The sequence below is a fragment of the Rhizobium metallidurans genome (assembly GCF_014196505.1).
GTDB classification, from domain to species: domain Bacteria; phylum Pseudomonadota; class Alphaproteobacteria; order Rhizobiales; family Rhizobiaceae; genus Rhizobium; species Rhizobium metallidurans.
In genome coordinates this window covers 1-22,351 of record NZ_JACIDW010000013.1, presented here as the reverse complement: position 1 = coordinate 22,351, position 22,351 = coordinate 1, and the positions used below count along the sequence as shown (strand labels likewise).

The window sequence follows — 22,351 nt, the reverse complement described above, 5'->3', positions numbered from 1 at the left end:
GTCAGCCGCCCGTCTTGCGATAGGCCTCGCCTACGATGGTCACGCCGGACGCTTCACCATTGACCCGGTTGCTTTCCGGGGTGCCAGTGAACACTGCGTCGATGAAGTGGTGGGTCACGCCCGTATTTTCCTCGTTGATGACGATGTTCTGGCGCGGCGCCTCGATCAGATCGTCGGCGCTGATATCGCCGTCTCGGAAGTTGATAGACGCGCTCGGCGAACGCGGCGTGAAGGCGCGGTCCATGGACCCGTCCTGGTTGGTAATCGCTTCCGAAGACGCACGCGCGCCGGAAACGTTGAACGTGCCGCGCAGCGCAAGCGTGCTGCCGCTCGAAAGCCGGACGCTCATGCGCCCGCCGAAATCCTTGCCAGCCATGGCAGTTTCTCCTGAAAAAAGAAAAAGAGAGATGCGAGGGCGAAACCGCCCTGCCGTTAAGCGTAGACTCGGGCGAGGCCGGCGAAGATATCGAGCGGATTGGCCCGGTCGATCGGCAGCACGATGTTGACACGATTGCGGTTGTCATTGTCGCGCGTCACTGCGATCTGATCGAGCAGATCCTGAGACGCCTCGACGACGCCGCGCATCTGCAGCTGCACGGTGGAATTCACCAGCGTGGCCTTGATGTCCTTCGGTGTCCGAAGATTCGCATTGTTGGCCGGATTGTCATCGACGATCGCCTTGTTCGAATGCTCGTTGGCGAGTGCCGTTCGGTGGAACTTCAGCGCATAGGTGATCTGGTAGACCGCCTGGATGTCGCGGAACACCGTATCCGGTACGTTGTTCGTCGTCTGCTGCTGCGTGATCACCTTGTCGATCAGGACGTCGCCGCTGGTGTTCACCTTCCAGGCGGAAACGCCATTCTTCAGGAAGGCGTCCCGCGTGGCGTAACCCGGCCAGTATGTGCGGTCGCGCGGCGCCAGAACGCCTTCGACCTTGAGACCGGTCTGGTTGACCGATACGCGGCCATCGGCGCCACTGCCAAGCAACGCTGCGATGCGCCCGACCACGGCTGCGACAAATTCGTAATCCGGCGTTGCCATTCCCGAATTAGACAGGATCGGGATCATCGTCAGGTGCCAGGTATCCTTTGCCAGCGCCGACGCCGTCAGTTCCGCCGTCGTGCCGGCCTTCGGATAGAAGGCATGGCCGTAAAGCTGCTGTGCGTAAGACCAGCGGCCCGCCGTGTTGTTGTGGAAGTCGTCGAGCTTCGTGCGGTTGCTGTCGTCACCGAACGCCGAGACCACGATTTCGAAGGGATCGTCGCCCATCGCCGCGAGGATAGTGGCGACATCGGGCACGCCGGCGCCGGGCGTGGTGGTGGCGAAGGTGAGGATGCCGTTGAACGCATTACCGCCATCGATAACCGGAACGAACGCGTCGAGCTTCGAAGCATAGACACCCTTGTGACGTGCCGTCAGCGTGACAACGTTCGTCGCGGCAGTCGCCGTGAATGGCAGGCTCTTCTTGGTCGCGGCGTTGAAGTATGCGTTGACAGCAGCGGCCAGAGCCGTGGCAACGGCGTTGGCGGATGTGCCGGCGGCGATCTCGATCGAGACATCCTCGCCGGCAACCTGCAGGACGCCCTGCCCACCATTGGCCGGCACGACGCCGATGGTGACAGTCCGGATCTCCGCCGTTCCGGCATCGGCCACGCGGCCAAGATACAGCTCCTGGCTCGGCGCGTTCTGGAAAAGCCGGATCGCCATGCTTTCGAGCATCGAACCACGGCCAGCAAGGGCGCGAGCTTCATTGACACTAGAGCAGAGCGAAATGCCGCCTTCTGCCAGGGAGCCGGCAGCAAGGCCGTGACCCAGAAGGATCATCTTCGTTTCAGATGTAAATTGCCCGGCCGACTCCACGTCGAAGGCAAGAAGCGGAGCGACGATATCGCTCGGGATGTTGGCTACCATAGGTCTAATCCTTCTTGGTGGTCTTGGCGGGCTTCACCTCGACGAGGTCGCCATCCCTCACCAGGTTGCGTTCGAGCTGGCTAAGTTCATTGATCGGCCGCCCGTCTTCCGGCCAGCCGCCAGGGATCACGCGGCCATCCGCCGCGACATAAATCCTCGTCATCGATTTCTCCTGAGGTCAGGGCTCGGTCTCGCCGACGCCAATTTGAAGTTGCTCGCCGCCGATCCGAACTTCGCCCACCAACTGCTCCAGCGGCGGCGCTGTCTCTGCAGTAAAATAGCCGGCAAGCTCGGCAAGCTTTGCCTTGGCGTAACTCTGCTCCGGCAAGGCCTCGAAAATGGATCGCATCGGCTCAGGCAGGCCGCCTTCGGATGCGAGAAACAGATCGCCCGGCACCTGCAGGCGGTAGCGCATTGTCCTGCGCAGATACCGCAATCCGAGGTCGGGAAACTCGAATGGCATTTCTTCGAGGGAGATCACGCGTGGCGCGATCCGACGCCAGGCGACGCCACGCTCGCTCCTCTCCAGCAGGAATTGCACCTGCGCGCAAAGGGCGGACAGAACAAGTTCACCCTCGGCATCCGTCGCCGCCATCGGTACGGCATAGACCGTTCCGCCCTCTTCGGCTGCGATCGCCAACTCGGCGCGGATATCGAGAACGCATTCGCATTCGAAATCTTCCAGGTCCGCCAGCGCTCCCCGCGACGTGTTCGTCGAGGTGCCGGTATGGACCGAAAGAACGGGCGTGTAGGCTTGCGTGTGGTCGATGTCCTGCGTCGACACCGCGCGGCTGTCGAGAACGTTCTTTCCGGCAAAAGTCGGAAACCCGCCCTTTGCGAGGACTGCTGACGTTGGCCGAAGAGTTTCGATGGTGATGAGGCGCAAGGCGTCAGGGGCGAGCATGAAACCTCACAGGGAAGAAGGTCGCTTGGCGCTTGGAACAACCGCCATGACGTGACCGAGGCCATCGGGATCGAAGCTCTCGATCGTAAAGAACTCACCATCATCGAGCCGCTCCACGAAGAAGCCGGTTCGCAGCGGCATACCGTCGACAAGGCGGATGGAGGCGGTTCGCTGCAGAGAACGACCGAGAAGCCGACTTCCGCCAGCCAGCGGCTGGGAGCGGGCCTCACTCTCCATCATTGTGTTCTCGAAGAACAGCGCCGATGTGTCGTAAGGCATCTCGGTTTCGGACAGGCGCGGCCTGGCGTTCGGATCGTCTCCGGAGATCGGATAGATCCGAACCGCCTTCCCGTGCACCCTCTCGGCCGTCTGCCGACTGACGGCCGCCAGACGTTCGAAAAGGTTCGCCATGATCAGACCGTGGTCGCGCCGAGTTTGAATTCCACGGTCGGCGACGGATTTGCGGCCGGAACGACGGCAATGCCGACGAGCGTGTTGCCAGAGGCCGTCTTGTTCAGCTGATCATTGGTGGAGTCATAGTAGACCTTGTCGCCAACAGCGATCGCGAGAGCCGAGACCTTCGCGTACCGGATGACCCCCTCGGTGACAATCGGAACGTCGGCACCATTGGCCGCATCCTTCTGTGCAACGCCGACCAACGAGCCGATCACGACAAGCTTTCCGGAAGTGACTGCGGCGGGCGCCGCAACGGTGATCACATCACCCTTCTGCGTATAGTTTTTCATAGCGATAATCCCGTGGATTTAGCCGCGTGGCGGCCTGTGAACGATGCTGGCGGCTGAAATGCCGCCGGCTACTGGTCTGCCGTTTACTGACCGGGGTTCTTCACCAGGCCACGGTAGTCGAGTTGCTTGACGCCTGCATCGATGCGTACCTTGAACTCGACGCCATCAATGCCCCAGCCTTCCTTCTGCTCCAGCGTCGGCGTCTCGACGCCGTTCAGATAAGCGACTTCGATCGTATCCGTGGAGTTTGGATCAGCGGCCATGTACCAAGCCGCCGCCGAGTTCGCGGAAAGACGCGCCTCGGAGATTACGGTTGCTGCATTCCGCGCAGAGTTCGGTACGCGCTGCGTCTTCGACGGGTCGAACTCCGACGCCATCAAGACCGCCGCATCGTCTTCGAGCTCCACCGGCACAAGAAGGAACTTCGGACGAATGTTCAGGCCGGCTGCAGCGATCCCATCGACGTCGGCCTGCTTAGCCATGGCCGCACGGGCTGCACTGATGGACGCGGCAGTGATGCCGGCGCCAGCCAAAAGGTTCTTATGCGTGGCATGGAAGAGCTGAACGCCGTCGCTCATGACGGGGTTGCTGGTCAGAACCGCATAGACCAGGTTGCCGATCGTGCGCTTGGCCGCGCGTCCCATCTTCAACGGGATGCGAGAGAAGGCGCCGACATCATCATTGATGATTGCCTGACGGCTGATGGCGAACATGTTGCCGTAGGTAGCGAGCTGGATCGTCTCGCCGCGATCGCTCATCGTTGCGTACTTGTATTCAGCGCCTTCCTCGACCTTTGCCAGCGACGGGAACAGTCCCGTGTCGACGCGGTTGCCCGGCTTGAAATCGGTGAGAACGCCCTTCGACGTCCATTCGCTGTAGGTTTCCTCGGCCTCGCCGTAACCGCGCAACATGGACTTGCTGGCGACATTGGCCAGGATCTTCACGAAGTCAGACGTGGTGTGCATGCCGCCAGCCATAACTGGCTGCATTGCGCGACCGACCATCATCAGCGGATCGGAGAAGGTTGGCTTCTCGCCACGAAGATCAAGGGAGTGCCGCGCGATCTCACGCATCGTCATCCCCGAAAACTCGTTGGCCTCACCACCGGCAACGCCAGCTTTGAGGAGCAATGCCTTGGTGGCGCCGATCGCAAACTTGTCGCCGGCGTCTGCGGTCACAGTTGCCGGAGAGTGGCTGATCGTTTCAGGCGGAGCGCGATCGGCCAGCATGTTGATGATCAGGTCGCGCGCCGTGTCGGGGTTGCCCTTCGCCTCGGCAAGCACCTTGTCGGTTTCTTCCATCGAAAGCTTGGCCGAGCGGCAACGCGCGAAGATGTCCTGCGTGACATCCTTTGCGGTCGTCGTTTCGGAGATGACAGCGGCCGGTGCGGCCGGTGCGGGAGCATTCATAACGAACTCCATGGTTTGGACGGCTTGTGCCGGTTTTACGGGATTGCCGGGAGCCGCCACGGCGCGGTTGAGAGCAAGCTCATGAGGAGCATGCTTGAAGAGCTTGTAGTTGAAGGTGGGGAGCGACATTGTTTCCCCGGCCTCCTCGACATCGTCGGCGAATCCGAGAGACCTGGCCACATTCCCACGCATCCATGTTTCTTCCGCCATCAGGGAAAGGATCTCGGCGATTGGCTTCCCGCTACGTGCGGCATAGATCTCGGCGGCAGCAGCGGCGATCTCGTCGAGCGTACCGGCAGCCTTCCGATGTTCATCGGAGGTTCCCCAAGTGATGGTGGCGGGATTATGGATCATGATCATGGACCCAGGGCGCATGATGATCGTATCGCCAGCCATGGCGACCACTGATCCGGCAGAAGCAGCCAAGGCGTCGATGTAGATCGTAACCTTGCCATCGTAGGCCTTGATGGCGTTGTAGATGGCGATACCCTGAAATGCGATGCCGCCGCCGGTGTTGAGGCGAACAACAAGGTCGCCAGACAATTCGCCCAGCGCCTCGATGACCTGCTCGTCGGTGAAGCCGGTTGTTCGGATGCCGTCTTCATCCCAAGTCCAGTCGCCACCGACCATGCCGTAAAGATGGAGTTCGCCATCCTTCACAAGCTTACTGCCCATTGTTGATCTCCTGTGTGACGACACCACTCACCGGATACCGGCTGTCGCTGCTTAAAGTCAGACCGTGGGAATCCGCACGGTCGTTGTCCGCCTTGATTTCGGCGTCGAGGTCGATTGGATCGAAGCCGAGCTTGCGCACCTCCGAGGACCGCGAGGACAATCCACCTCGGATGGCCTCGATCGACGCTTTCGTCTCCTTCGTTGGGTCGAGCATCTCGCGACGCGGCGGAGTGTGAGTAACTCTCGCCGGAATTCTCCGGCCCATCTGCACGGCGAGCCCATCCAGAAGCCAACCACCGACCGGATCGCAGAACGAGGGGACCATCATGTTCCACTGCCAATTCTCGATGGATCGGCTGAAACGTAGGAAACCCATACGGCCGCTAGAGAAGTTCCCTTGGCTCGCATCGCCAGTGAGGCTCGCGTAGTCGACACCAAGGCCAATCGCGATCTTATGAAGCGTCACCGTGGAGAAATCCCGATACCCCTCCACCTGCGGCGGAACACCGAACGTAACATCTTCCCCCTGACCCAGGCGCATGATCAGACCGGGCTCAACGCCTTCTATGGGCAGATCTGTTTCACTCTTGCCGCTCGTAGCGCCCAGCATCGAGTTCATCCCGCCATCCGCCTTCGTGATGAAGGCAGTAAAACAGGCGGCGATCTTCTGGCGAATGAGCTGCGCGTCCTCGTAGTCGGCGAAATCGCGCATCGACAGGATGACAGGTGCAAACCAGCTGACGCCGGTCATTTGGCCCGGCCGGTCCATCCGATATATGTGAGCCACATATTCGGCAGGGACGCGAATGCTCTCAGGCAGACGGAACGTGACTATGTTGCCGGGATGCTCGCGATAAAGGTGGTAAGCCACCCTGCGCCCCTGCGCCGTGAACTCGATCCCATTCAGGATGAAGCCGCCACCAGAGAGGGCGCCATCCTTGCTGGTGTCGAGAAAGTCAGCTTCGAGTACCTGAAGTTGGAAAGGAAGAGGAAGCCGATCCGCCGCCTTTCGCGGAAACATCCGAACCAAAACCTGACCGGCCTCGACGACGCTGCGAGCAGCGAGGCTTTGCAAGCCGTAAAGGTTGTTGCGACCATCAACATCGATTTTGGTGGTATCGCAATGCTCATTGACCAGCGCCTGCATCTGCGCCTTCATCCCGGCGACCTTGGTCTCGATCGTTGGAATGATTCCGGCGCCGACGATCCCTTCCGAGATGACCTGCACGCCACGCGCAGCAAACGGGTTGTTGCGAACCATGTCGCGGGAGATCTCGCGCAGCCGATAAGCCGAAAACTGAATTTCGGCGTTCGCGTCTGTGCCGACCGTCCGCCAGCCCTGTGATGCCCGAGAGGCCCTCGCAGCATCATAGCTCATCAAAGTATCATTAAGAGCCTGCGCCTGAAATCGTGCCTGCAATCGTTGCAGTCCACGAAGAGGCGCTACAGCCATGATCGCGCGATCAAGGAGATTTAGCTGCATGGGAACCCACGATGAAATCGCGCCACCGTGGTGCGCGCGCTATTGGAATCCGGCTCGATTGCCGCCTTGATGACATCGCGAGCGCGGAGCATGTCGGAGATGCCCTGATACTCGACCTCGTGCGTTTGATATCGAACCCGCTTAGCGCCGGTGGCGATTGCCGCCTCGATGCTATCGAGATCCGTCTGAGACCAAGCCATTAGTGTTTCCTTTGCAGCCAGCCGCTCCGCATGCTGGTCTTCTTGTGCTCTTCCGCTGTTACGGCGCCCCCCTCAGTGGGTTGGCTGGCCATTGTCGCGGCCTGCGTCTGCACGATCAGCGGCACAGGAGAGAAGAGATCGGCGTTGAATGCCTCTTCCGGTACGCCGCGCATCGCGATCAGCCGCTGCCACTCATCCGGCGTCATGCGCGCGATACCGAGGTAATCTCCCAGCGCCTCGCCATAGACCTCGCAATCGAGCAGGTGGTTTTCGTAGCCGACGCGCGGTATCCACTTCTGTCGCGACCGGCCCTTGAACTTTTCGACGCCGAGATATTCGGACGTGATCTGCTTGAAATAGACCTCGTCCATCCAGTCGCCGAAATGGCAGTAGCCAGGCGGATCGATATCCTTGCCGGCGGCGCGGCCTTCCTTGCGCAAGCTGGCGTAGAAGGCACCCTTGATTGACCAGGTGCCGACACCCCACAGCATGACGCCATTGCGAATGCGCTTGCCGTTGAAATTGATGTCCATCGGCTTCGGCTGGCCGATCGGAGGCCTGGACCATCCGTCGAGACCGTCGAGAGCAAATACGCCTGCCTTACCTCGGCACCAGGTGTAGACGACGTGGCTGCGATAACCCGTATCAACCCCGAAGGCATCTACCTTGCGGGTGCGACCGAAGGCATCTGGCCACTCCTTGCTGCGCAGCTCCTCAAGCTTGACGAACGCACCGCCATGCGGATCGTCGGTCGCGCCTTCGATATATCCCGCATCGACGCGCCAGCTTTGGCGATCGGGCCCCCACGCCTTGAAGAGATACCAGATGCCGTTCATCTGGACGTCTGCGGTGCCGACAAAAACGATGCCCTGCGCCGGAATGTGACCTCGCCTTAAACCAACCTCGCGGCGCTCCATCAGCCTGACATGGTCGGGAGCGTCCCCCTTCATGTCGAAGGGCAGACCGAGCGTGAGGTTGAAGAACGTCTTCAGCCTTTGCGGATCGCCGTTGCAGGCGATGAAGCGTTCCGCGATCTTCTCCCACGGCACGAAGGGAGAGGTCAGCGCGTCGAAATGGTAGGAAGGATAGGCGCCGGGACGCGACGCTTCCGCTACCCACTTTCCCTTTCGATAGAGCGAAACCTTCTCATGGCCTTGGACGATAGTGCCGCAGCAAGGGGTCGCGTAATACGGATCGTGAGGGAACTCGTCGTTGAACTTGAAGTAGCGACGATCGAACTCGAACTTGAAATCAGCACCGCAGCCAGGGCACGGCATTTTCCAGTAACGCTGGTCGCCGGCCATAAACTTGTCGTCGATCTTCGACGAGCCCTTGACCGTGGGCGTGGATACATAGGCACGAAACCAATCGCCCGATGCCAGGAACGATTCCTGACGGGCCTCGATCATGCCGAACGGGTCGCCCTGTCCGTCGAGATCGTCGGGATACTCGTCGATCTCGTCGCAATAGGCTTTCTTGATCGTCGAAGATCGAAGGTCGGCTGCTGAATTGGCAATTGCCAGCTTCAGCGAACCGCCGGGAAAGCGTTTGGCGAGTGCGGTCGAACCTTCACCGGAACGGCTGGTTTGATCGCGCACAAGCCGCTTCAGCGCCGCCGACTGTTGCAGCATGACGGTCAGCTTCTCGCGGTTAAACTCCGCGAGCGCGTTGGTCGTGGGCTGCACGATCATCATGCGGCAGGGGTCCTGCGCGATCGTATATGCAGCCGCGCAAAGCAGCAGGGTCGTGAAACCGGTCTGAGCCGACTTCCGCACCGCGATCTCGTTGTGCCCGCTCTCGACCATGGTCATGAGCAGCGGTTCGCGAATATGCGGCGTCAGGCTGTCGTCCCAGGTGTCACCACTGCGGGGACCGTCTGGAACGACGACGTTGGAGCGCGCGTACTCGACGGCATCGAGCTTTTCCGGGGGCATGATCGCAGCCGCGAGCGCTGCGGCAATCACTGCAACAGCAGAGCGCTTCAGCGCGATATGCATTAGTCGTCACCGTCGAAGTGGATGTTGATATCGATGCCCTGCGCTTCCGCTCTCGCGGCTTCGCCAGAAACGGCCAGGAGATGTTCGGCCACGGTCTTGCGCTGTTCGGCAATCTTGTTGCGCATCAGTCGGCGGAGCTGCGGTTCGCCCTTGCGGGCCGCCTCCATGATTTCGTCGATCCACTGCATGGGGATGCCGAGATCTCGAACGACATGATCGCAAACCTTGATCAGCGCGCCCTCTATCCCGTGCTCACCCTTGAGCGGCACGACCTGGCCGCTTCGCTCGGCGAAATCGAGAGCCTTCAGGCGTGTCTCGTATTTCGCCTTTTCCGTCTGCGCGTCGCGCAGCGCTCCGCCGCTGCCTGAGTTTTCGTCGCTGCCCTTCTTCGTCGCGGCGCCGATCTCGCGGGCCGCGTCTCCGACCTGGCCGACGAGACGGTCATAGGTCGCAAGCTCAACCATCCGGAGCCGGCCATTCTTCCGCGTCGACAGGCGGCCTTCGCTCTCCAGCTTGGCCACCTTCTCGCTGGCAGTCTGCCGGCTGATGCCCTTCATCTTGGCGAGGTCCGACACACTGACCCAGTGGCCGTCCGGCATCGCTTCCATTTGCGAGACGAGATCGCTCATGTCAGGTTGTCAGTCCCATTGTCAGGGTTGTCAGGTCAGCTTTTTGGCCGCCGTCACTAGCGAAATCTCGGGGTCGTCCCGGCCCGCAGGGGGCGGGTGTCTGGGGAGGACCCGAAGGGGGGGTGGGGGTGCCGGGAGGGGGTCTGGGTCGGCCGACCCGGCCGATGGGTCAGCCCGGCAACAGTCGCCCGATCTCATGAAGGACGCGAGGAGCAAGGTGGTCTTCGATGATCGAGGCCAAGACCTTGATGAACTCGTCGGGGTTGTTCGTAACGTCGTGTGCCGGGTTAGGACCGAACAGTTCGCGGATCGGGATGCGCGCCTTGCCGGCGCGCTTCATGACACCTGCATGTCCGTTGCCCATACGAGCAATAAAGGCCGAGGCATATGATCCGCGATAGCGCGTCGTCACTCCGGTTTTCGTTTGACGCGGCCCGAGATCGTAGAGCGGTATCCAGCCAGACTTTTCGACAACCTCAATCGTGTTGCCACCAGCATTGAAATGAGCGGTCGTAATCCGTCGAACGCGACTTGGCGGAAGGTCGGTGCGCAAGGCACTCTGCTTGATGACCTGCGTCCTTGCCATTTGCGTCATCCGTCGCATGGCGCTTGCCATCGCCTTGGCCTTAATTTCCCCCGGCAGCTTTCCGATCGCTCGGCCGAGCTGCTCGATCTCGGATGCGTCAAAGATAACTTCCGTCATCGTTTAGTCCCAAGCCTGCGACCATTACAGCCGCCCGATCATGGTAGCCTCCATCGGTCGGAAACAATGCCTATACTCCAGATACGAAAAAGGCGACCGCATTGGGTCGCCTTGGCAATCAGAAGATCATAGCAGTAGCACCGGCCTTGAATCGGTGCCTCGAAGAGGAGGCGGTCAAGGCTGGGGTCGGCTGCAATGTTCCCTGCGGCTTTTGGCCTGCTCTCCACATCGTCCAGCGATGAGATCAGAGGGTTTGCTTGTCCGGCTCGTCCAGTGCGACAATAGCTGTCACGACTTTTTCAGGAAAGCAAGAGGCATGCTCTCGATCTCGAAGGCCTTGCCCGCGACGTCGATCACCACCTTTGCCTTTGCCTGTCGGCACCATTTCACCGCTACCACGAGGCAGCTGAATCCGGCGAATGGGCCATCAGTGATCTCGGCGGTATCACCATCCTTCATCGACTTGTCGGTCTTAACGTAAGGGATTTCACTCTTGGTCGTAAGCGCCTTGAAACGTTCAACATCCGCGTCGGCTACCACGTGATACCCAGACGCTCCACCAACAATATCGAGCACGTCTTTGACGCTCGAAAGAGCATGGAAAGCTTCAGCCGTACCGACGCAACGCACCAGAATATAGCACCGCAGAAACGGCTTCACGGTCTCCAGACGCCGCCCCTTGCGCACGAAAACCATCTTCTCGGTCGGCATGAAGACTTCGACATTTGCATCAGCCAAGGACTTTTCCACAGCGAATTCCCGACCGCTTTCGACACGCAAGCAGTACCACTTAGCCATTTTCGGCTCCTTTTTGATCTTTTCCTTGGATGCTGCCCGCAGCTTTTCCGCTGCGATTCGCGCGATTCGGTCAGTCCGCGTGCAGCGCCAGTGGATGCGCTCACGCTCTTCCGCCGACAACTCGGCCTCCGTCATAGGTCGGTAGCGGATCTTCTTCCCCGTCATTTTACCTTGCATCGTCATTGTCCCGCTCCATGCCCAGTGCATTCTCGAAGTCTTTCACTGCCCGCTCGCACGCCTCGTCGAGATCATCGATATCTGGCGACAAGCGCGGGAACTGCATCCAGTCCAACTTTTCCGGCGCAGGTAGCCACGGCCAGCATCTGGCTTGGTGGAGCCGCTGCCATGCCTGCCATTCCGGCCCGCCGACCATCACCTTGTCGAAGTCCTGAGACAGCGCGACAATGCGCTGCGGAACTGGAAACTTGCGCCGCTCTACTGTGGTCTCGATGAGCTTGACGGCCTCAGGCCAGCCCTTCTTTTCCCTCTTGTCCCGCCAGATCAGATCCTCCTTCTCTGGCTTCTGGCGAACGATCATTTCCTCCAGCGCGTCGAGCTGCAGATATCGGATCGGCCGCAGCAGCTCAGCGAGCAACAGTCCACGACCAGCCCTCGAATAGGCTGTGTAAAGCTCCGGCGCGGTCGCTTGCGCCTGCACGGCGACATCCTGCAGCTTTTCCCAACGCTCTTCCCGGAGGTATGTTGCAGCCGAGCAAAGGTGCTTTCGTCCACTCGATAGTGCTGCCGCCTGGTAATCCGCTGATCTGGCCTCAGCCGTTTTCCGCTGCTCGGCGGAAAGTGACGCCCATACGCGGCGTGCATCAGGCTCGCTATCGCTAATCGCCGTCTTCCAACCGATGAAAAATCGCTTGAACGCCTTCTCCACAGCAGCAGGATCATCTTCCTGATTTGCAGATCGCTCGCGCTCTCTCTCTTCTCGTTTATCAGGAGGCGTTAAGGTAGAGGCGTTAATAGGTGCCGGTCCAGAGTCGGCAGGCCCTGCCTGTCCAGAGTCGGCAGGCCCTGCCGATATACCGGCAGGGGGGGTGTCGCCAGACGCTTCTGAATTAGGATCAAATTCCTTTTCGTCTTGCTCGTCCCATGCGTCAAACGCAGAGCTATCGACGCTGGAATCATAGATGACGCGATACCAATGCGCGCTATCACGACCGCTTTTCTCGACGACCTCACGGCGCTCGACAGCGCCGATCTCGACGAGGCGGTTTATCGCCGCCTGCACCGTAGAGCGCGAGCAATCGAGCGCCTTTGCAAGCTGCACCTGGCTGCGCCGGCACCAGCCGTGCCGCGTGTTGGCATTGCGGCCGAGCATGCACAGCACCTGCAGATCCTTGCCCTTCAGACGAGGGTCGGTGATGATCCAGCCGGGGATGATGGAAAGGCGAGGCCCGGTCATGCCGCGATCCTTTCATCCTGCACCGCGAGGTGGTTGCAGTTGGCCGCGACAAGCGCCCGAGCTACCGGCGGGCAGACGCTGTTGCCGACGCAGGAAACCTGCACCTCCTTGGAGAATGGCACCCAGAGCGGGCCGCCGTTATGGCCTATCCGCTCCTGATCGAAGTATCCGTCGATGCGGTAGCCGTTCGGGAAGCCCTGCGCGTTGTACAGCTCGCGCGGGGTCAGCATTCGCATGCCTATGTCGACGACCACGAAGGTGACGCCATCAACCTCGATTGTGACGAACTCGCTGTCATCCCAGACGCCGTGCTCGCGCAGGAAGTCGGCAACCTGCCGCGCCCGCGGGGCCTGCGCCTCGGTGAATGGCGGAACGGAAACAATCGCCTCAACATGTGCGTGACGGGGCTTCACGGTAGCGACACGCATCGCTTCGTCGGCTCGCGATCCTTCTCCCGTCGCATAATACGATGAAAGATACGGCATGATGAGGCGGCTTTTGCCTTGGCCCTCTGGCATAATCGTGCCGGAAGGTTCCAGCACGCTATGCCCCGTCGAAGTCCCAAAGTCGCGAGCTATGTACGCGGAGACGAGCTGCTGATGACTTCCGGTTTGTGTGACGGTCGAAAGCGCCTCGTCCAGCGGGCGGCCGGGATTTACGCCGCCGATCCGTCGACTGTCGTTGTTCGCTTGGGCCATGTATCCGACCATCACCGAGTTCTGGTCTTTCTTGCTGGCGGTGATGGTGTGCGATTGGCCATCCATCGGCCGGCAAGCGCCGCCCTGTTGTGCATAGGTCAAAACGGGAGCGAGCAGGCCCAACGGCGCCGCGCCGCCGGGACGCTTGATGTAGCTGTTTGCGGTGACGGTCGGGAACTGCCCATCCATGGCAACGCCCGTCGCTCCGGTGTTGAAGCGCTGGATCGACGGCACCGTCAGGTTATCGTTCATCGCGACGAGGAACGGCCGCTTCGCCCGCAGCACGAACCTATCGAATCCGCGCGCGACACGCGCTTGCGACGCAGCAGCTATCGGACGCTTTGCCCGCAGCCCAAGCTTGTCCCAGATCTCGTCGGCGGTATCAAAGATCGATGGGCATGGAATGCTGTAGTCGATGCAGTCGGCGACAATCGGCCACGGCAGCTTACGACCGGCGACGACGTCACGATCGTCGGGCGAGCCGTGCGTCGGCTCTGGCCATACGATCTTCTGTCCATCGAAACGCATGATGATGAACAGCCGCTTACGGATCGTAGGAGCGCCATAGTCACGCCCGCGCAGTTCGCGGCTCTCCATTCGCGCGCCGAGCTGCCGCAGCTTCTTGCACCATTTCTGGTATGTTTCGCCCTTTCGCTCCGGATCGGGCCGCTCGCCTTTCGCGGTCTGGATCAAAGGACCATAGTCTTTGAACTCCTCGACGTTCTCCATGATCACGACGTCGACCTTGCCGCCGCTCTGCTGGATACGCTCGATCCAGCCGGGAATGATCCAGCAGAGGTCTCGGATGTTGCGCGATACAGGCTTGCCGCCTTTGGCCTTGGAGAAGTGCTTGCAGTCCGGCGAGAACCAGGCGAGCCCGATGTGCTTGCCACGCAGGTAGTCGAGCGGATCGATACGATAGACGTTCTCCGACAGGTGGATCGTCTCGGGATGATTGACAGCATGCAGCGCCAACGCATCGGCGTTGTGGTTGATCGCGTAGTCGGGCGAACGTCCAAGCGCCTGCTCGATACCCGTCGAAGCCCCGCCGCCGCCGGCGAAGCTGTCGATGATGATCGGATTGCCCCAACCCTTCTTTTCCGCGAAATCATAGATGTCGTCGACGGACATCCCTTCGAACAAGGTTTCCCTCAGCATTCTGCCCCCTCGGCACCCGCACGCGCCGCCGCCCTGAGGTCCTGCGCGGCGATATGCACCTGCAGGACAATCGTTTGTGGAAGTCCGCCATCAGCCAGCCGCTTGGCAGATGCCAGCGACACGACGGCGTCGAGATAGCCCACGCCCGCGAGAAGCCCTGCGCCCTGCAGGATTCGCCGGATGGTCATGTGTTCGCGGTACATCACCGCGTATGGGCAGGCGAACAGCCAGTCCGCTCGCTCCTGATGCGTGCCGGCATCCGCCAGCAGTTCGACGATCGGCAGCATGCCCGTCATGCGAAAGCCTCGTCGAGCGTCCTACCGGCCCTCAGCGCCTTGACGCCTTCGACGGCGCCCACGGTCGCGATCATGTTGATGCCCTTGCCGGAGGCCATCCACGCGCCATCGCCGGCAGGCTCGACGAGCCCTTCCGCCACGAAGGTGTCGATCAACGCCGTGGCAACACTGGTTCGCAGGCCGACGCCTTGGCGAAACTTGACGATATCGAAGGGCTCCAGGTGCTTCATCCATAGGATGGCGCGCATGAACTCTTCCTCTATCCGCTCGTCGAGCGACTTGCGCGGCGTGGTGCGCGTGTAGTCCTCGTCGTCGAGATAGTCGAAGACGATCGGGCCAGCATGGCCGCCTACACCAGGCGCCAGAAGCGGAGCCGACTGATATCGTTGCCAGTCGACGCGGATCGTTTCGAACGTTCCATTGCCGAGGCCATAGAAGCCCTCGTCGTTCCGCTCCCAGACGAACCAGGCGGTATTCATCTGGCTGCTTGCCTTCGGCCCATCCCACCCGTCCCGGTGCATCATCGGCAAGCGACGGGAAAAGACATAGACGCGACTCGGCGGGTTATCGTGCATCAGGAAGACGCGGTCTGGATCTTCGAAACCGCACATGAAGTTGAGGTTCAGAAGCGCCGCCATCTTGCGTGGCTTGTGCACCTTGAGCGCGTGCGCGAGGAAAGCGTTTGCCACGTCGCCGTAAGGCGGGTTGGTGACGATATCGGTTCCTTCAGTATCGCCGGGCTGCGAGTGCAGGAAATCGCCCACCTGCTGCAGCTCGCCATCGCGCGTCACAACGTCCCGATCGCGCAGATCCGAGATCAGAACGTCATAGCCGGCATCTTCGAGAACACGCAGGATCGCGCCGCGACCGACCGCCGGCTCTTTCACGATCCCCGAGAAGCTTTCGAGCGCCAGAAGCGTCCTGGTTGCCTCGACGGGCGTCTCGTAGAGCTGATCGCCGCGCTCATCCTTGCTGGCAGACTTCGTGCCGATCGCATGCCCGGCCTCTTTCTTGAGAACGGCGCGGCTAGGCTCCAGCCCCTCGGCGACGCGCGTTTCGACGACGCGCTCGATAAAGCCCGGCTCGCGCACTTCCGCGTCTCGCAGTTTGCGCGCTTCGAAGACCTTGGCTTTCGAGAGGCCAACATCCTCAAGTCGGAAAAGGTTTTCGTCGGAAACCTTTTTCGGCCTGCCCTGTACGGCCACCAGCCCGGCCGCCTGCGCATGATCGTATTCGTCAGCGAGCGCCATCTTCGCGCGGCTTTCTATCAGCAGCGCGTCCGCCTGCATCCGCAGCGCTTTCGATATAAGCTGCTCGCTCGCCTGCATGCGCCGAGCGTATCCCGCCGCCGCCTTGGCCTGATCATAGGCGCCCGAGGCCAGCATCATCGCGGCATCGTAGTCGCCGTCGTCGAAGAGGCCTTGCGCACGGCGAATTATGATCGCCAGGTCGGACGCACCGCCGACCACCTGTAACTGCGTCACCGTCTCGCCAGGTGCGATCGTCTCGACAATCACGCCGCTATCTACGTCCGGCTGATAAACCCAGCCTGCAAACGCGGCCTTTGCCTTGCCCGTGGCGAAATAGAGATCGGCGCGAACCTTGTCTCGGGAGAGAAAGCCCTTGCTGTTGAGGAGGCGAGCGGCCTTGCACTCTCGTGGTGGACCGACAACGACCGAAAATCCGCCGGCCTCGTCGAGCGCGCGATGCATGATCAAGGCCTGCGTCGGGCCGAGTTTCGGGTGCTCCATCACTCAGCCCTCATCAATCGGTCGAGATAGGCTTCGCCCTTCTCGGTCACGGTAACGAAATGCGGATCGTCATTGAGCCGCGCGAGATAGCCGCCCTCCACTGCCCTTCCCACCGCGTGGCGATCGGCATGCAGCGAAAGCGGATACGCCCGGCGGTTTTGCCGGGCGTGGAGCCGAACGCGATACAAAAGACGCAGGCTGGAGCCAGTGAGGCCGGGATCGGTCACCATCATTCCCCCACCACTTGCAGACCAGCGCGAGCGCTTCCCGTCGCCTTGATGACGGCGAGCGCCTGGCGAAACTGAGATATGCCGCGCTCAAACGATGCCGCGTCGCGGTCCATTGAGTGCGCTTCGGCTGGAGTGACGATGCCGTCCGCCATTGCCGTTGCCCCTGTCGCCATCAGAGCTGCCGCCTTGTGCATCAGCTCCGAGTAAGACGTCAGGACATTGACGTTGGCCTTATGCTCGGCGTCAGGGTCGGAGAGGCGCCGCCCGCTCAGCTCCGCCATGGCCTGCGTGACTACTGGAACGCCGCAGTCGGTTTCGAGGGCGTACACGACGGAAAGCGGCATCAGGTCGGTGTCGCGCGCGTTGTTCATGCGCCCGATATGGCTTTCCGAGATCGAGGATATCTCAGCGGCCCGAGCGATACCGCCGACCAGCTTAATCAGGTCGCGCTGCGCAGCCTTGACCCGGTGGAACCATGCATCTGAAGACATGACAAATCCTTTCCCGCGCCGGGAAATCCGGGCGGTTTTTCCCGTGGTGGGAAACACTCGAAGTTGCGAAAACCCAGTCAGTTACCGATCACGGAGGGCCGGATGCCTGAGCGAATACAAAACTGGTTGCAGGGGCAGGATTCGAACCTGCGATATCGTGGTTATGAGCCACGCGGCTTAGACCGGACTTGCCCACCCTGCCGGGAAGAGAAAGCGCGCCGGACGGTGAAGGTCCGCCAGTCCGGCGCGAGTTGGCGCGAACATCATGATCGCGCGTCTGGGAGAGAATGTTCATGCGGCCTCCTCGGCAACCGGGCGAGGAACGCTCGCGGGCCAGTCAGCGCCTTCAGGCCAGTTATCCGAGAAATACAGCATCGCCTTCTCGAAGGTCCCGGTAGTTAGATCGCTGTCGCCATCAGCGATGCGATCCAACGTGGACCCTCGGTTCAGCACAATCGTCGACAAGCGCTGCCGGCCAATGCCGCGAGCCTGCGCAAAGATATCGGAGACCGTTATGAGTTGTTCTCGAAGTGTCATGACGACAGAAAATGCGGATCAGATTCCGCAAAGTCAAGCGATTTCGTTCCGCATGACTTTTCCACAAGCCGCGGATAGAATTCCGCTCATGGCCAGAACCATTCAAGACCGCATTCAGGAGCGGATGAAGATCCTTAACCTAAACCCTTCCAGCACCGCGATAAAAGGCGGACTGGATCGGGCGACCGTGCGCAAGATTTTGGAAGATCCCGGCCTGACGCCCACGCTTCCAACGATCCGCAAACTTGCAATCGCGCTTGAAACGACCGAGCAATGGTTGTTATCTGAGGACGGATCGCAACCCAATCCTGTCACGCGCTCCAATGATATTCGGGCGGCAAGCGTCACAATGCCTCTGCCCTACGAAATGCCCAAGGACGTGCCCGTGATGGGAACTGCTGCGGGTTCTCATCTGAAAGGCGCGTTTCAGCTTCAGATGGGCGATCCTGTTGATTATGTGAGGCGTCCACCTACTTTGATGCATGCGAAGAACATCTACTCGCTTTACGTTGAGGGCGAATCAATGGTGCCGCAATTCTGGCCGGCCGACCTGCTCTTCGTGAATCCCGATAAGCCTGTACGGACCGGCGACGCCGTCGTTATCCAGGTGCAACAGAGCGCCGAGGGCCATTTCGAAGCAACGCTCGGCATCCTGCTGAAACGAACCGCAGAGTGGATCGTGATCCAGAAGCACAATCCGAAAGCCGAGGTTCAGATCGCTCGATCCACCGTGGTCCACATCCACAAAGTGCTGACGCCCAACGAAATTTACGGCGTCTAAGTCGCCAAGACCCAACGAACCAACCCGGCCGAGCAGCCTGCTCCGCCGGGTTTTTTGTTGCGAATCACGGGCGCTCTGAGGAAGGGCATCTTCACGGTCAACTCACAATGTGCGGAATGCATTCCTCAATCCTCTTGACTGCGGATTGGTTTCCGCATATCCATTCCCCATCCGGTCAACTTCCTCCCTCAGCCGGATTGCCGCAATGGCAGCGCCGCCGCCCTTCTCCTCGTCATAGGGCGGCGGCGTCATCGGGAGAGTGGAGAACCCCATGAACACGAACGACAACGTCACCGACGCGGATCGTGAAGACCGCGACACCATGTTCCGACTCTACCAAGAGCGCGGCGCCATGACCGACAAGGAACTCGTCGCCGCCGGCATCAGCGTTGAAAGCCAGGGGCGCAATGCAGCCGCCGTGGCCGAGATGATCCGCCTGCACGAAATGGCCGAAGCCGCCTGAAGCATCCGCTTCGGTTTCCGCTTGTCGCGCCACCCCTCGCGGCGAGCGGGCTCCGAAACGGATGGAGCACCCGCCATGCAGCACATCACCATTGAAATCATGACGCAGTCAGCGGAACAGGCCGAAGAGAATCGCCGTCGGAATGTCCGCGATCTCGGAATTCTCGCGACGGCTCTTTTCATCGGCCTCTTCGTCGGCACCTGCTCGGTTTTGGTCCAGATGCAGCACGCCGCCGATATCGCGAGCCGCGTGTGATGCTGGACGACCTCCTCATTATTCTCGGCTCAGCCGCCGCGGCTTTTACCGCCGGCCTCTTGGTCGCGGCTGCAATCCTTCTTGGCCGGGCCGGATCGCTGGTCGCGCGCCTCAAATCGAAGTCTTGCCCGATTGCCGTCGACGACGAGCGCGAGCACTCACCCTGGAGACACATGTGATGAACGTCATCCACCTACCCCCCCGTCTGACAGTCGTGCCACCGGTTGCCCGGCCAGAGCCGCAGACAACAGTTGCCCACGCAGAAGGTCGCCTGCGCAGCGCGATAGGCCATGTCGCCGACGCCAGCAGCCACATGCTCGACGCCGCGCTCTGCAATGGTGACCGCGAACAGAACTTCGATCTCGCATCGGTGGCGATCGAGGAGGCACTGCTGGATCTTCTGACGTTGACCGCCCATGGCGGCGACGACACGGAGCTGCGCCAGATCCTGCGCGCCCGCCGCGCCGAACGGGAGCAAGGCTGATGGGTGTTCGTCTTCCAGATGCAAGCGTGCTGAAGGCGCACGTCGCCGCCGGCATGACCCGTGGCCAGATCGCCGATCGCTATGGTGTCCATCCGGATACCGTTCGCATCACGTTCCACCGTTATGGCATCGCGCAGCTCGCGCCCCGCCGCAGCAGCCCGGCGCAGCGCATAACTCGTCACCCCGTGAGGGAAAGCATCACGATCAAATCGGATCGCATCGTTTACGTCCGCGAGATGGTGGCTGGCGAGAACGGCGGCACGACGATCCGTTGCCTGTCGCTGCCGAAGATCTCGATGCACGTCGCCGACCTGCGCGACCGTGGACTGGCGGAGATCGCGGCATGATGCAGCTCGATCTCGCCCGCAAACTCCTCCCCGAAGCCCGAGAACTTGCCGGGCTGGTCAGCGAGGAGTGGTCGGAAACCTACAACATGACCGACCACTGCGCCGAGATCTGCGTCAACGACCGGATCAACGGCGAGGTCTTGCCGATCGCCATCATCAAGAGCGATTGCAGCTTTGACGACCGTCGCCTGATGATCAAGGCGCCGGTGCTACTTCGCGCGATGGTGGCGATCATCGAGGCATCCTTCGCCGAAATCCGCAGACTGCAGCCGACGGAAGACCCGCAGCAGGCCGAGCGCCGTGCGCGGACAGGCGAGCCGCGTCCGAAAGATCACGCGGCTGAATGCGCCATGAAGTGCAACAACCAACTGTTTCGCCGCTTCCTCACCGAGAAGAAGGGTGTCGCGGACGTGACGGACGGCGAGCGCATTGCCGTCAGCGTGCGCCAGCTGCTGCGCGTCGACAAGCGCAGTGAACTCAACCACGACGCAGGCGCCCGCAATCGCTGGCTTGATCTGCGCGCCGAATTCGAAGCCTGGAGAGGACACAACAATGGCTGAAGCAAGCATTACGGACTTTGTGAGCATTGAGGCCAAGGTGTTGGCGAAGGCGATGAAGTTCGCCAATGCGATCGTCGAGGTCCGCAACACCATTCCGGTATTGAACACGGTGAAGCTTACTTTTGGGCCAAAGGGCCTGGTCATCGGTGCGACAGACCTTGATATCTTGGTCTCAATCGAGGTGGACGAGATCGACGGCGCTGGCGAGTGGTCAACCTGCATAGCGGCGCGCGATCTTGCTAACGTCGCCGCAGCAGCGGGGACCACGCCGCTGCGCATAGCTCCCAAACGCGTCGAGCGCGACAATGGCAAGGGACGTCAGCGGCAGGACAGGGCCGTTGAAATCACTGTCGGCGAGGCCTCGTACGATATCCCCGCAGTGGATGCAGCCGATTTTCCAGAACTGCTCGGCGACCGGATGCAGCGCATTGAGCGGTTTACGAACGGCCAGTTCCCGGCGATGCTCAAAAAGGTATCGAATTGCATTTCGACCAAGGAAACCCGGTACTACCTGAATGGCATCAACTGGTCCGCAAAGCCACAGGGTAAGCGCCTGACCGCCACGGACGGACATCGTCTTGCGACATGCAGGTACGATGGCAACGAGACAGGCGAGGCCTTCTCGTACATTCTCCCGCGAAAGACCGTGAGCGTTCTCACAACGTTTCTTGATGGCGCCGACATTGAGATTTTTTCGATCGGTAAGGGTAATGCCATCGTCGAAACCATGCTGGACATCACCGCGCCAGCGGTGACGATCCGGACAAAGCTGATCGACGGCACCTATCCGGATTTCGATCGCGTCATTCCGAGCAACCAAAACCATCGGATCGACATCCGCCGGGAGGAGATGCTTGTCGCACTCCGCCAGGCCACTGCAATCGGCAACTGGCGCGGCCCCGCGATCCGGCTGCACGGCATCAACGGTCGCCTGCATCTTGAAACCAAGAACCCCGACGCTGGCAGCGCCAAGGTCGTCACCTCGGCGGCATGGCCGGACGGGATGTCAGAGATCGGCTTCAACAGCCGGTACATGGCCGACATGCTCAAGAGCTGCCAGGGCGGCGAGATCAGCATCGGCATGACCGATGCGGGCGCCCCCATAACGCTCACAGACGAAGACAAGGATGTGATCCGCGTCGTTATGCCGATGAGGGTGTAGACATGAGCCACTCAGAGAAGACCATCGAAGTCGCTGAGCGCTACCTGTCGCGACAGCCGGTACATACGACAAGCGCATCCGGCGAACCGCTATGGACGCGCGGCCAGATGCTTCGCGCGTTCTACGCCGGCCAGGTTGCCGTCATCGAAGACGAGCCCCCATCACCCGTTGATCGATTGAGGCCGGCGACCGCGACCTTGGGCGATGCGATGCCCGATGCCTTCAGGCAAGAAAGCGTCAGTTCCAGTTCGGACAGGATGCCGTCGACC

Annotated in this window: 28 protein-coding genes and 1 tRNA gene; 8 read left to right on the top strand and 21 right to left on the bottom strand. The window is 60.9% G+C overall.

Annotated features, from left to right (window positions below):
* Nucleotide 1 precedes the first annotated feature (1 nt).
* From GGQ67_RS17770 to GGQ67_RS17670, 21 genes are all read right to left on the bottom strand, one after another.
* Complete coding sequence (locus tag GGQ67_RS17770; RefSeq protein WP_183901465.1) at nt 2-376, bottom strand: phage tail tube protein; 375 nt, start codon at nt 374-376, stop codon at nt 2-4.
* Nucleotides 377-432: 56 nt separating this feature from the next.
* The gene (locus tag GGQ67_RS17765) at nt 433-1,911 is read right to left on the bottom strand and encodes a hypothetical protein (RefSeq protein WP_183901464.1); all 1,479 of its coding nucleotides are present in this window, start codon (nt 1,909-1,911) and stop codon (nt 433-435) included.
* A 4-nt stretch (nt 1,912-1,915) separates the two neighbouring features.
* Nucleotides 1,916-2,074 carry a hypothetical protein gene (locus GGQ67_RS17760; RefSeq protein ID WP_183901463.1) on the bottom strand — a complete coding sequence of 53 codons (159 nt, stop codon included), beginning with the start codon at nt 2,072-2,074 and terminating at the stop codon, nt 1,916-1,918.
* 15 nt (nt 2,075-2,089) lie between these two features.
* Complete coding sequence (locus tag GGQ67_RS17755; protein WP_183901462.1) at nt 2,090-2,815, bottom strand: hypothetical protein; 726 nt, start codon at nt 2,813-2,815, stop codon at nt 2,090-2,092.
* 6 nt (nt 2,816-2,821) lie between these two features.
* On the bottom strand, nt 2,822-3,226 hold the full coding sequence (locus GGQ67_RS17750; RefSeq protein WP_183901461.1) for a hypothetical protein: 405 nt from the start codon (nt 3,224-3,226) through the stop codon (nt 2,822-2,824).
* A gap of 2 nt (nt 3,227-3,228) precedes the next feature.
* Complete coding sequence (locus GGQ67_RS17745) at nt 3,229-3,561, bottom strand: DUF2190 family protein (RefSeq protein ID WP_183901460.1); 333 nt, start codon at nt 3,559-3,561, stop codon at nt 3,229-3,231.
* Between the two features lie 83 nt (nt 3,562-3,644).
* The gene (locus GGQ67_RS17740; protein WP_183901459.1) at nt 3,645-5,672 is read right to left on the bottom strand and encodes a ClpP-like prohead protease/major capsid protein fusion protein; all 2,028 of its coding nucleotides are present in this window, start codon (nt 5,670-5,672) and stop codon (nt 3,645-3,647) included.
* The gene (locus tag GGQ67_RS17735) at nt 5,635-7,023 is read right to left on the bottom strand and encodes a phage portal protein (protein WP_183901458.1); all 1,389 of its coding nucleotides are present in this window, start codon (nt 7,021-7,023) and stop codon (nt 5,635-5,637) included. The genes GGQ67_RS17740 and GGQ67_RS17735 overlap by 38 nt, the downstream gene beginning before the upstream one ends.
* A 95-nt stretch (nt 7,024-7,118) precedes the next feature.
* The gene (locus tag GGQ67_RS17730) at nt 7,119-7,328 is read right to left on the bottom strand and encodes a phage head-tail joining protein (protein ID WP_183901457.1); all 210 of its coding nucleotides are present in this window, start codon (nt 7,326-7,328) and stop codon (nt 7,119-7,121) included.
* Nucleotides 7,328-9,325 carry a phage terminase large subunit family protein gene (locus GGQ67_RS17725; protein ID WP_183901456.1) on the bottom strand — a complete coding sequence of 666 codons (1,998 nt, stop codon included), beginning with the start codon at nt 9,323-9,325 and terminating at the stop codon, nt 7,328-7,330. The genes GGQ67_RS17730 and GGQ67_RS17725 overlap by 1 nt, the downstream gene beginning before the upstream one ends.
* The gene (locus tag GGQ67_RS17720) at nt 9,325-9,954 is read right to left on the bottom strand and encodes a winged helix-turn-helix domain-containing protein (protein ID WP_183901455.1); all 630 of its coding nucleotides are present in this window, start codon (nt 9,952-9,954) and stop codon (nt 9,325-9,327) included. The genes GGQ67_RS17725 and GGQ67_RS17720 overlap by 1 nt, the downstream gene beginning before the upstream one ends.
* A 169-nt stretch (nt 9,955-10,123) precedes the next feature.
* Entirely contained in the window at nt 10,124-10,657 is a 534-nt protein-coding gene (locus GGQ67_RS17715) for a hypothetical protein (protein WP_183901454.1), read from the bottom strand.
* A gap of 288 nt (nt 10,658-10,945) precedes the next feature.
* Complete coding sequence (gene nusG, locus GGQ67_RS17710) at nt 10,946-11,638, bottom strand: transcription termination/antitermination protein NusG (RefSeq protein ID WP_246400229.1); 693 nt, start codon at nt 11,636-11,638, stop codon at nt 10,946-10,948.
* Complete coding sequence (locus GGQ67_RS17705) at nt 11,622-12,869, bottom strand: helix-turn-helix domain-containing protein (RefSeq protein ID WP_183901453.1); 1,248 nt, start codon at nt 12,867-12,869, stop codon at nt 11,622-11,624. The genes nusG and GGQ67_RS17705 overlap by 17 nt, the downstream gene beginning before the upstream one ends.
* The gene (locus tag GGQ67_RS17700) at nt 12,866-14,725 is read right to left on the bottom strand and encodes a DNA cytosine methyltransferase (RefSeq protein ID WP_425503797.1); all 1,860 of its coding nucleotides are present in this window, start codon (nt 14,723-14,725) and stop codon (nt 12,866-12,868) included. Before GGQ67_RS17700 ends, GGQ67_RS17705 begins: the two co-directional genes overlap by 4 nt.
* Complete coding sequence (locus tag GGQ67_RS17695; RefSeq protein WP_183901452.1) at nt 14,719-15,021, bottom strand: hypothetical protein; 303 nt, start codon at nt 15,019-15,021, stop codon at nt 14,719-14,721. The genes GGQ67_RS17700 and GGQ67_RS17695 overlap by 7 nt, the downstream gene beginning before the upstream one ends.
* Nucleotides 15,018-16,772 carry a hypothetical protein gene (locus GGQ67_RS17690; protein ID WP_183901451.1) on the bottom strand — a complete coding sequence of 585 codons (1,755 nt, stop codon included), beginning with the start codon at nt 16,770-16,772 and terminating at the stop codon, nt 15,018-15,020. Before GGQ67_RS17690 ends, GGQ67_RS17695 begins: the two co-directional genes overlap by 4 nt.
* Entirely contained in the window at nt 16,772-17,002 is a 231-nt protein-coding gene (locus tag GGQ67_RS17685) for a hypothetical protein (RefSeq protein ID WP_183901572.1), read from the bottom strand. Before GGQ67_RS17685 ends, GGQ67_RS17690 begins: the two co-directional genes overlap by 1 nt.
* Nucleotides 17,002-17,493, bottom strand: coding sequence for a hypothetical protein (locus GGQ67_RS17680; RefSeq protein WP_183901450.1), 492 nt, complete (start codon nt 17,491-17,493; stop codon nt 17,002-17,004). The genes GGQ67_RS17685 and GGQ67_RS17680 overlap by 1 nt, the downstream gene beginning before the upstream one ends.
* Nucleotides 17,494-17,616: 123 nt before the next feature.
* Nucleotides 17,617-17,695, bottom strand: a tRNA-Met gene (locus GGQ67_RS17675).
* Nucleotides 17,696-17,784: 89 nt separating this feature from the next.
* A complete protein-coding gene (locus tag GGQ67_RS17670) occupies nt 17,785-18,030 on the bottom strand; it encodes a hypothetical protein (RefSeq protein ID WP_183901449.1) in 246 nt (81 codons plus the stop codon).
* Between GGQ67_RS17670 and GGQ67_RS17665 the strand changes: the two genes are divergently transcribed.
* From GGQ67_RS17665 to dnaN, 8 genes are all read left to right on the top strand, one after another.
* A complete protein-coding gene (locus GGQ67_RS17665) occupies nt 18,029-18,811 on the top strand; it encodes a S24 family peptidase (protein ID WP_246400228.1) in 783 nt (260 codons plus the stop codon). The genes GGQ67_RS17670 and GGQ67_RS17665 overlap by 2 nt on opposite strands.
* Before the next feature lie 271 nt (nt 18,812-19,082).
* Nucleotides 19,083-19,274 carry a hypothetical protein gene (locus GGQ67_RS17660; protein WP_183901448.1) on the top strand — a complete coding sequence of 64 codons (192 nt, stop codon included), beginning with the start codon at nt 19,083-19,085 and terminating at the stop codon, nt 19,272-19,274.
* Between the two features lie 75 nt (nt 19,275-19,349).
* A complete protein-coding gene (locus tag GGQ67_RS17655; protein WP_183901447.1) occupies nt 19,350-19,529 on the top strand; it encodes a hypothetical protein in 180 nt (59 codons plus the stop codon).
* Nucleotides 19,529-19,708 (top strand): hypothetical protein, encoded by a 180-nt coding sequence (locus tag GGQ67_RS17650; RefSeq protein ID WP_183901446.1) that lies wholly within the window; start codon nt 19,529-19,531, stop codon nt 19,706-19,708. Before GGQ67_RS17655 ends, GGQ67_RS17650 begins: the two co-directional genes overlap by 1 nt.
* On the top strand, nt 19,708-20,013 hold the full coding sequence (locus GGQ67_RS17645; protein ID WP_210279694.1) for a hypothetical protein: 306 nt from the start codon (nt 19,708-19,710) through the stop codon (nt 20,011-20,013). The genes GGQ67_RS17650 and GGQ67_RS17645 overlap by 1 nt, the downstream gene beginning before the upstream one ends.
* Nucleotides 20,013-20,360, top strand: coding sequence for a helix-turn-helix domain-containing protein (locus GGQ67_RS17640; RefSeq protein ID WP_183901444.1), 348 nt, complete (start codon nt 20,013-20,015; stop codon nt 20,358-20,360). The genes GGQ67_RS17645 and GGQ67_RS17640 overlap by 1 nt, the downstream gene beginning before the upstream one ends.
* Nucleotides 20,357-20,920: a hypothetical protein gene (locus tag GGQ67_RS17635; protein WP_183901443.1), complete on the top strand. Its 564-nt coding sequence runs from the start codon at nt 20,357-20,359 to the stop codon at nt 20,918-20,920. The genes GGQ67_RS17640 and GGQ67_RS17635 overlap by 4 nt, the downstream gene beginning before the upstream one ends.
* Nucleotides 20,913-22,082 carry a DNA polymerase III subunit beta gene (gene dnaN / locus GGQ67_RS17630; protein WP_183901442.1) on the top strand — a complete coding sequence of 390 codons (1,170 nt, stop codon included), beginning with the start codon at nt 20,913-20,915 and terminating at the stop codon, nt 22,080-22,082. The genes GGQ67_RS17635 and dnaN overlap by 8 nt, the downstream gene beginning before the upstream one ends.
* Nucleotides 22,083-22,351 lie beyond the last annotated feature (269 nt).

What these genes read in the sequence shown, in the direction of transcription:
- GGQ67_RS17770 (WP_183901465.1), bottom strand. Translation starts at nt 376, where the DNA reads ATGGCTGGCAAGGATTTCGGCGGGCGCATGAGCGTCCGGCTTTCGAGC.
- GGQ67_RS17765 (WP_183901464.1), bottom strand. Translation starts at nt 1,911, where the DNA reads ATGGTAGCCAACATCCCGAGCGATATCGTCGCTCCGCTTCTTGCCTTC.
- GGQ67_RS17760 (WP_183901463.1), bottom strand. Translation starts at nt 2,074, where the DNA reads ATGACGAGGATTTATGTCGCGGCGGATGGCCGCGTGATCCCTGGCGGC.
- GGQ67_RS17755 (WP_183901462.1), bottom strand. Translation starts at nt 2,815, where the DNA reads ATGCTCGCCCCTGACGCCTTGCGCCTCATCACCATCGAAACTCTTCGG.
- GGQ67_RS17750 (WP_183901461.1), bottom strand. Translation starts at nt 3,226, where the DNA reads ATGGCGAACCTTTTCGAACGTCTGGCGGCCGTCAGTCGGCAGACGGCC.
- GGQ67_RS17745 (WP_183901460.1), bottom strand. Translation starts at nt 3,561, where the DNA reads ATGAAAAACTATACGCAGAAGGGTGATGTGATCACCGTTGCGGCGCCC.
- GGQ67_RS17735 (WP_183901458.1), bottom strand. Translation starts at nt 7,023, where the DNA reads ATGAGCTATGATGCTGCGAGGGCCTCTCGGGCATCACAGGGCTGGCGG.
- GGQ67_RS17730 (WP_183901457.1), bottom strand. Translation starts at nt 7,328, where the DNA reads ATGGCTTGGTCTCAGACGGATCTCGATAGCATCGAGGCGGCAATCGCC.
- GGQ67_RS17725 (WP_183901456.1), bottom strand. Translation starts at nt 9,325, where the DNA reads ATGCATATCGCGCTGAAGCGCTCTGCTGTTGCAGTGATTGCCGCAGCG.
- GGQ67_RS17720 (WP_183901455.1), bottom strand. Translation starts at nt 9,954, where the DNA reads ATGAGCGATCTCGTCTCGCAAATGGAAGCGATGCCGGACGGCCACTGG.
- GGQ67_RS17715 (WP_183901454.1), bottom strand. Translation starts at nt 10,657, where the DNA reads ATGACGGAAGTTATCTTTGACGCATCCGAGATCGAGCAGCTCGGCCGA.
- nusG (WP_246400229.1), bottom strand. Translation starts at nt 11,638, where the DNA reads ATGACGATGCAAGGTAAAATGACGGGGAAGAAGATCCGCTACCGACCT.
- GGQ67_RS17705 (WP_183901453.1), bottom strand. Translation starts at nt 12,869, where the DNA reads ATGACCGGGCCTCGCCTTTCCATCATCCCCGGCTGGATCATCACCGAC.
- GGQ67_RS17700 (WP_425503797.1), bottom strand. Translation starts at nt 14,725, where the DNA reads ATGCTGAGGGAAACCTTGTTCGAAGGGATGTCCGTCGACGACATCTAT.
- GGQ67_RS17695 (WP_183901452.1), bottom strand. Translation starts at nt 15,021, where the DNA reads ATGACGGGCATGCTGCCGATCGTCGAACTGCTGGCGGATGCCGGCACG.
- GGQ67_RS17690 (WP_183901451.1), bottom strand. Translation starts at nt 16,772, where the DNA reads ATGGAGCACCCGAAACTCGGCCCGACGCAGGCCTTGATCATGCATCGC.
- GGQ67_RS17685 (WP_183901572.1), bottom strand. Translation starts at nt 17,002, where the DNA reads ATGGTGACCGATCCCGGCCTCACTGGCTCCAGCCTGCGTCTTTTGTAT.
- GGQ67_RS17680 (WP_183901450.1), bottom strand. Translation starts at nt 17,493, where the DNA reads ATGTCTTCAGATGCATGGTTCCACCGGGTCAAGGCTGCGCAGCGCGAC.
- GGQ67_RS17665 (WP_246400228.1), top strand. Translation starts at nt 18,029, where the DNA reads ATGACGACAGAAAATGCGGATCAGATTCCGCAAAGTCAAGCGATTTCG.
- GGQ67_RS17670 (WP_183901449.1), bottom strand. Translation starts at nt 18,030, where the DNA reads ATGACACTTCGAGAACAACTCATAACGGTCTCCGATATCTTTGCGCAG.
- GGQ67_RS17660 (WP_183901448.1), top strand. Translation starts at nt 19,083, where the DNA reads ATGAACACGAACGACAACGTCACCGACGCGGATCGTGAAGACCGCGAC.
- GGQ67_RS17655 (WP_183901447.1), top strand. Translation starts at nt 19,350, where the DNA reads ATGCAGCACATCACCATTGAAATCATGACGCAGTCAGCGGAACAGGCC.
- GGQ67_RS17650 (WP_183901446.1), top strand. Translation starts at nt 19,529, where the DNA reads ATGCTGGACGACCTCCTCATTATTCTCGGCTCAGCCGCCGCGGCTTTT.
- GGQ67_RS17645 (WP_210279694.1), top strand. Translation starts at nt 19,708, where the DNA reads ATGAACGTCATCCACCTACCCCCCCGTCTGACAGTCGTGCCACCGGTT.
- GGQ67_RS17640 (WP_183901444.1), top strand. Translation starts at nt 20,013, where the DNA reads ATGGGTGTTCGTCTTCCAGATGCAAGCGTGCTGAAGGCGCACGTCGCC.
- GGQ67_RS17635 (WP_183901443.1), top strand. Translation starts at nt 20,357, where the DNA reads ATGATGCAGCTCGATCTCGCCCGCAAACTCCTCCCCGAAGCCCGAGAA.
- dnaN (WP_183901442.1), top strand. Translation starts at nt 20,913, where the DNA reads ATGGCTGAAGCAAGCATTACGGACTTTGTGAGCATTGAGGCCAAGGTG.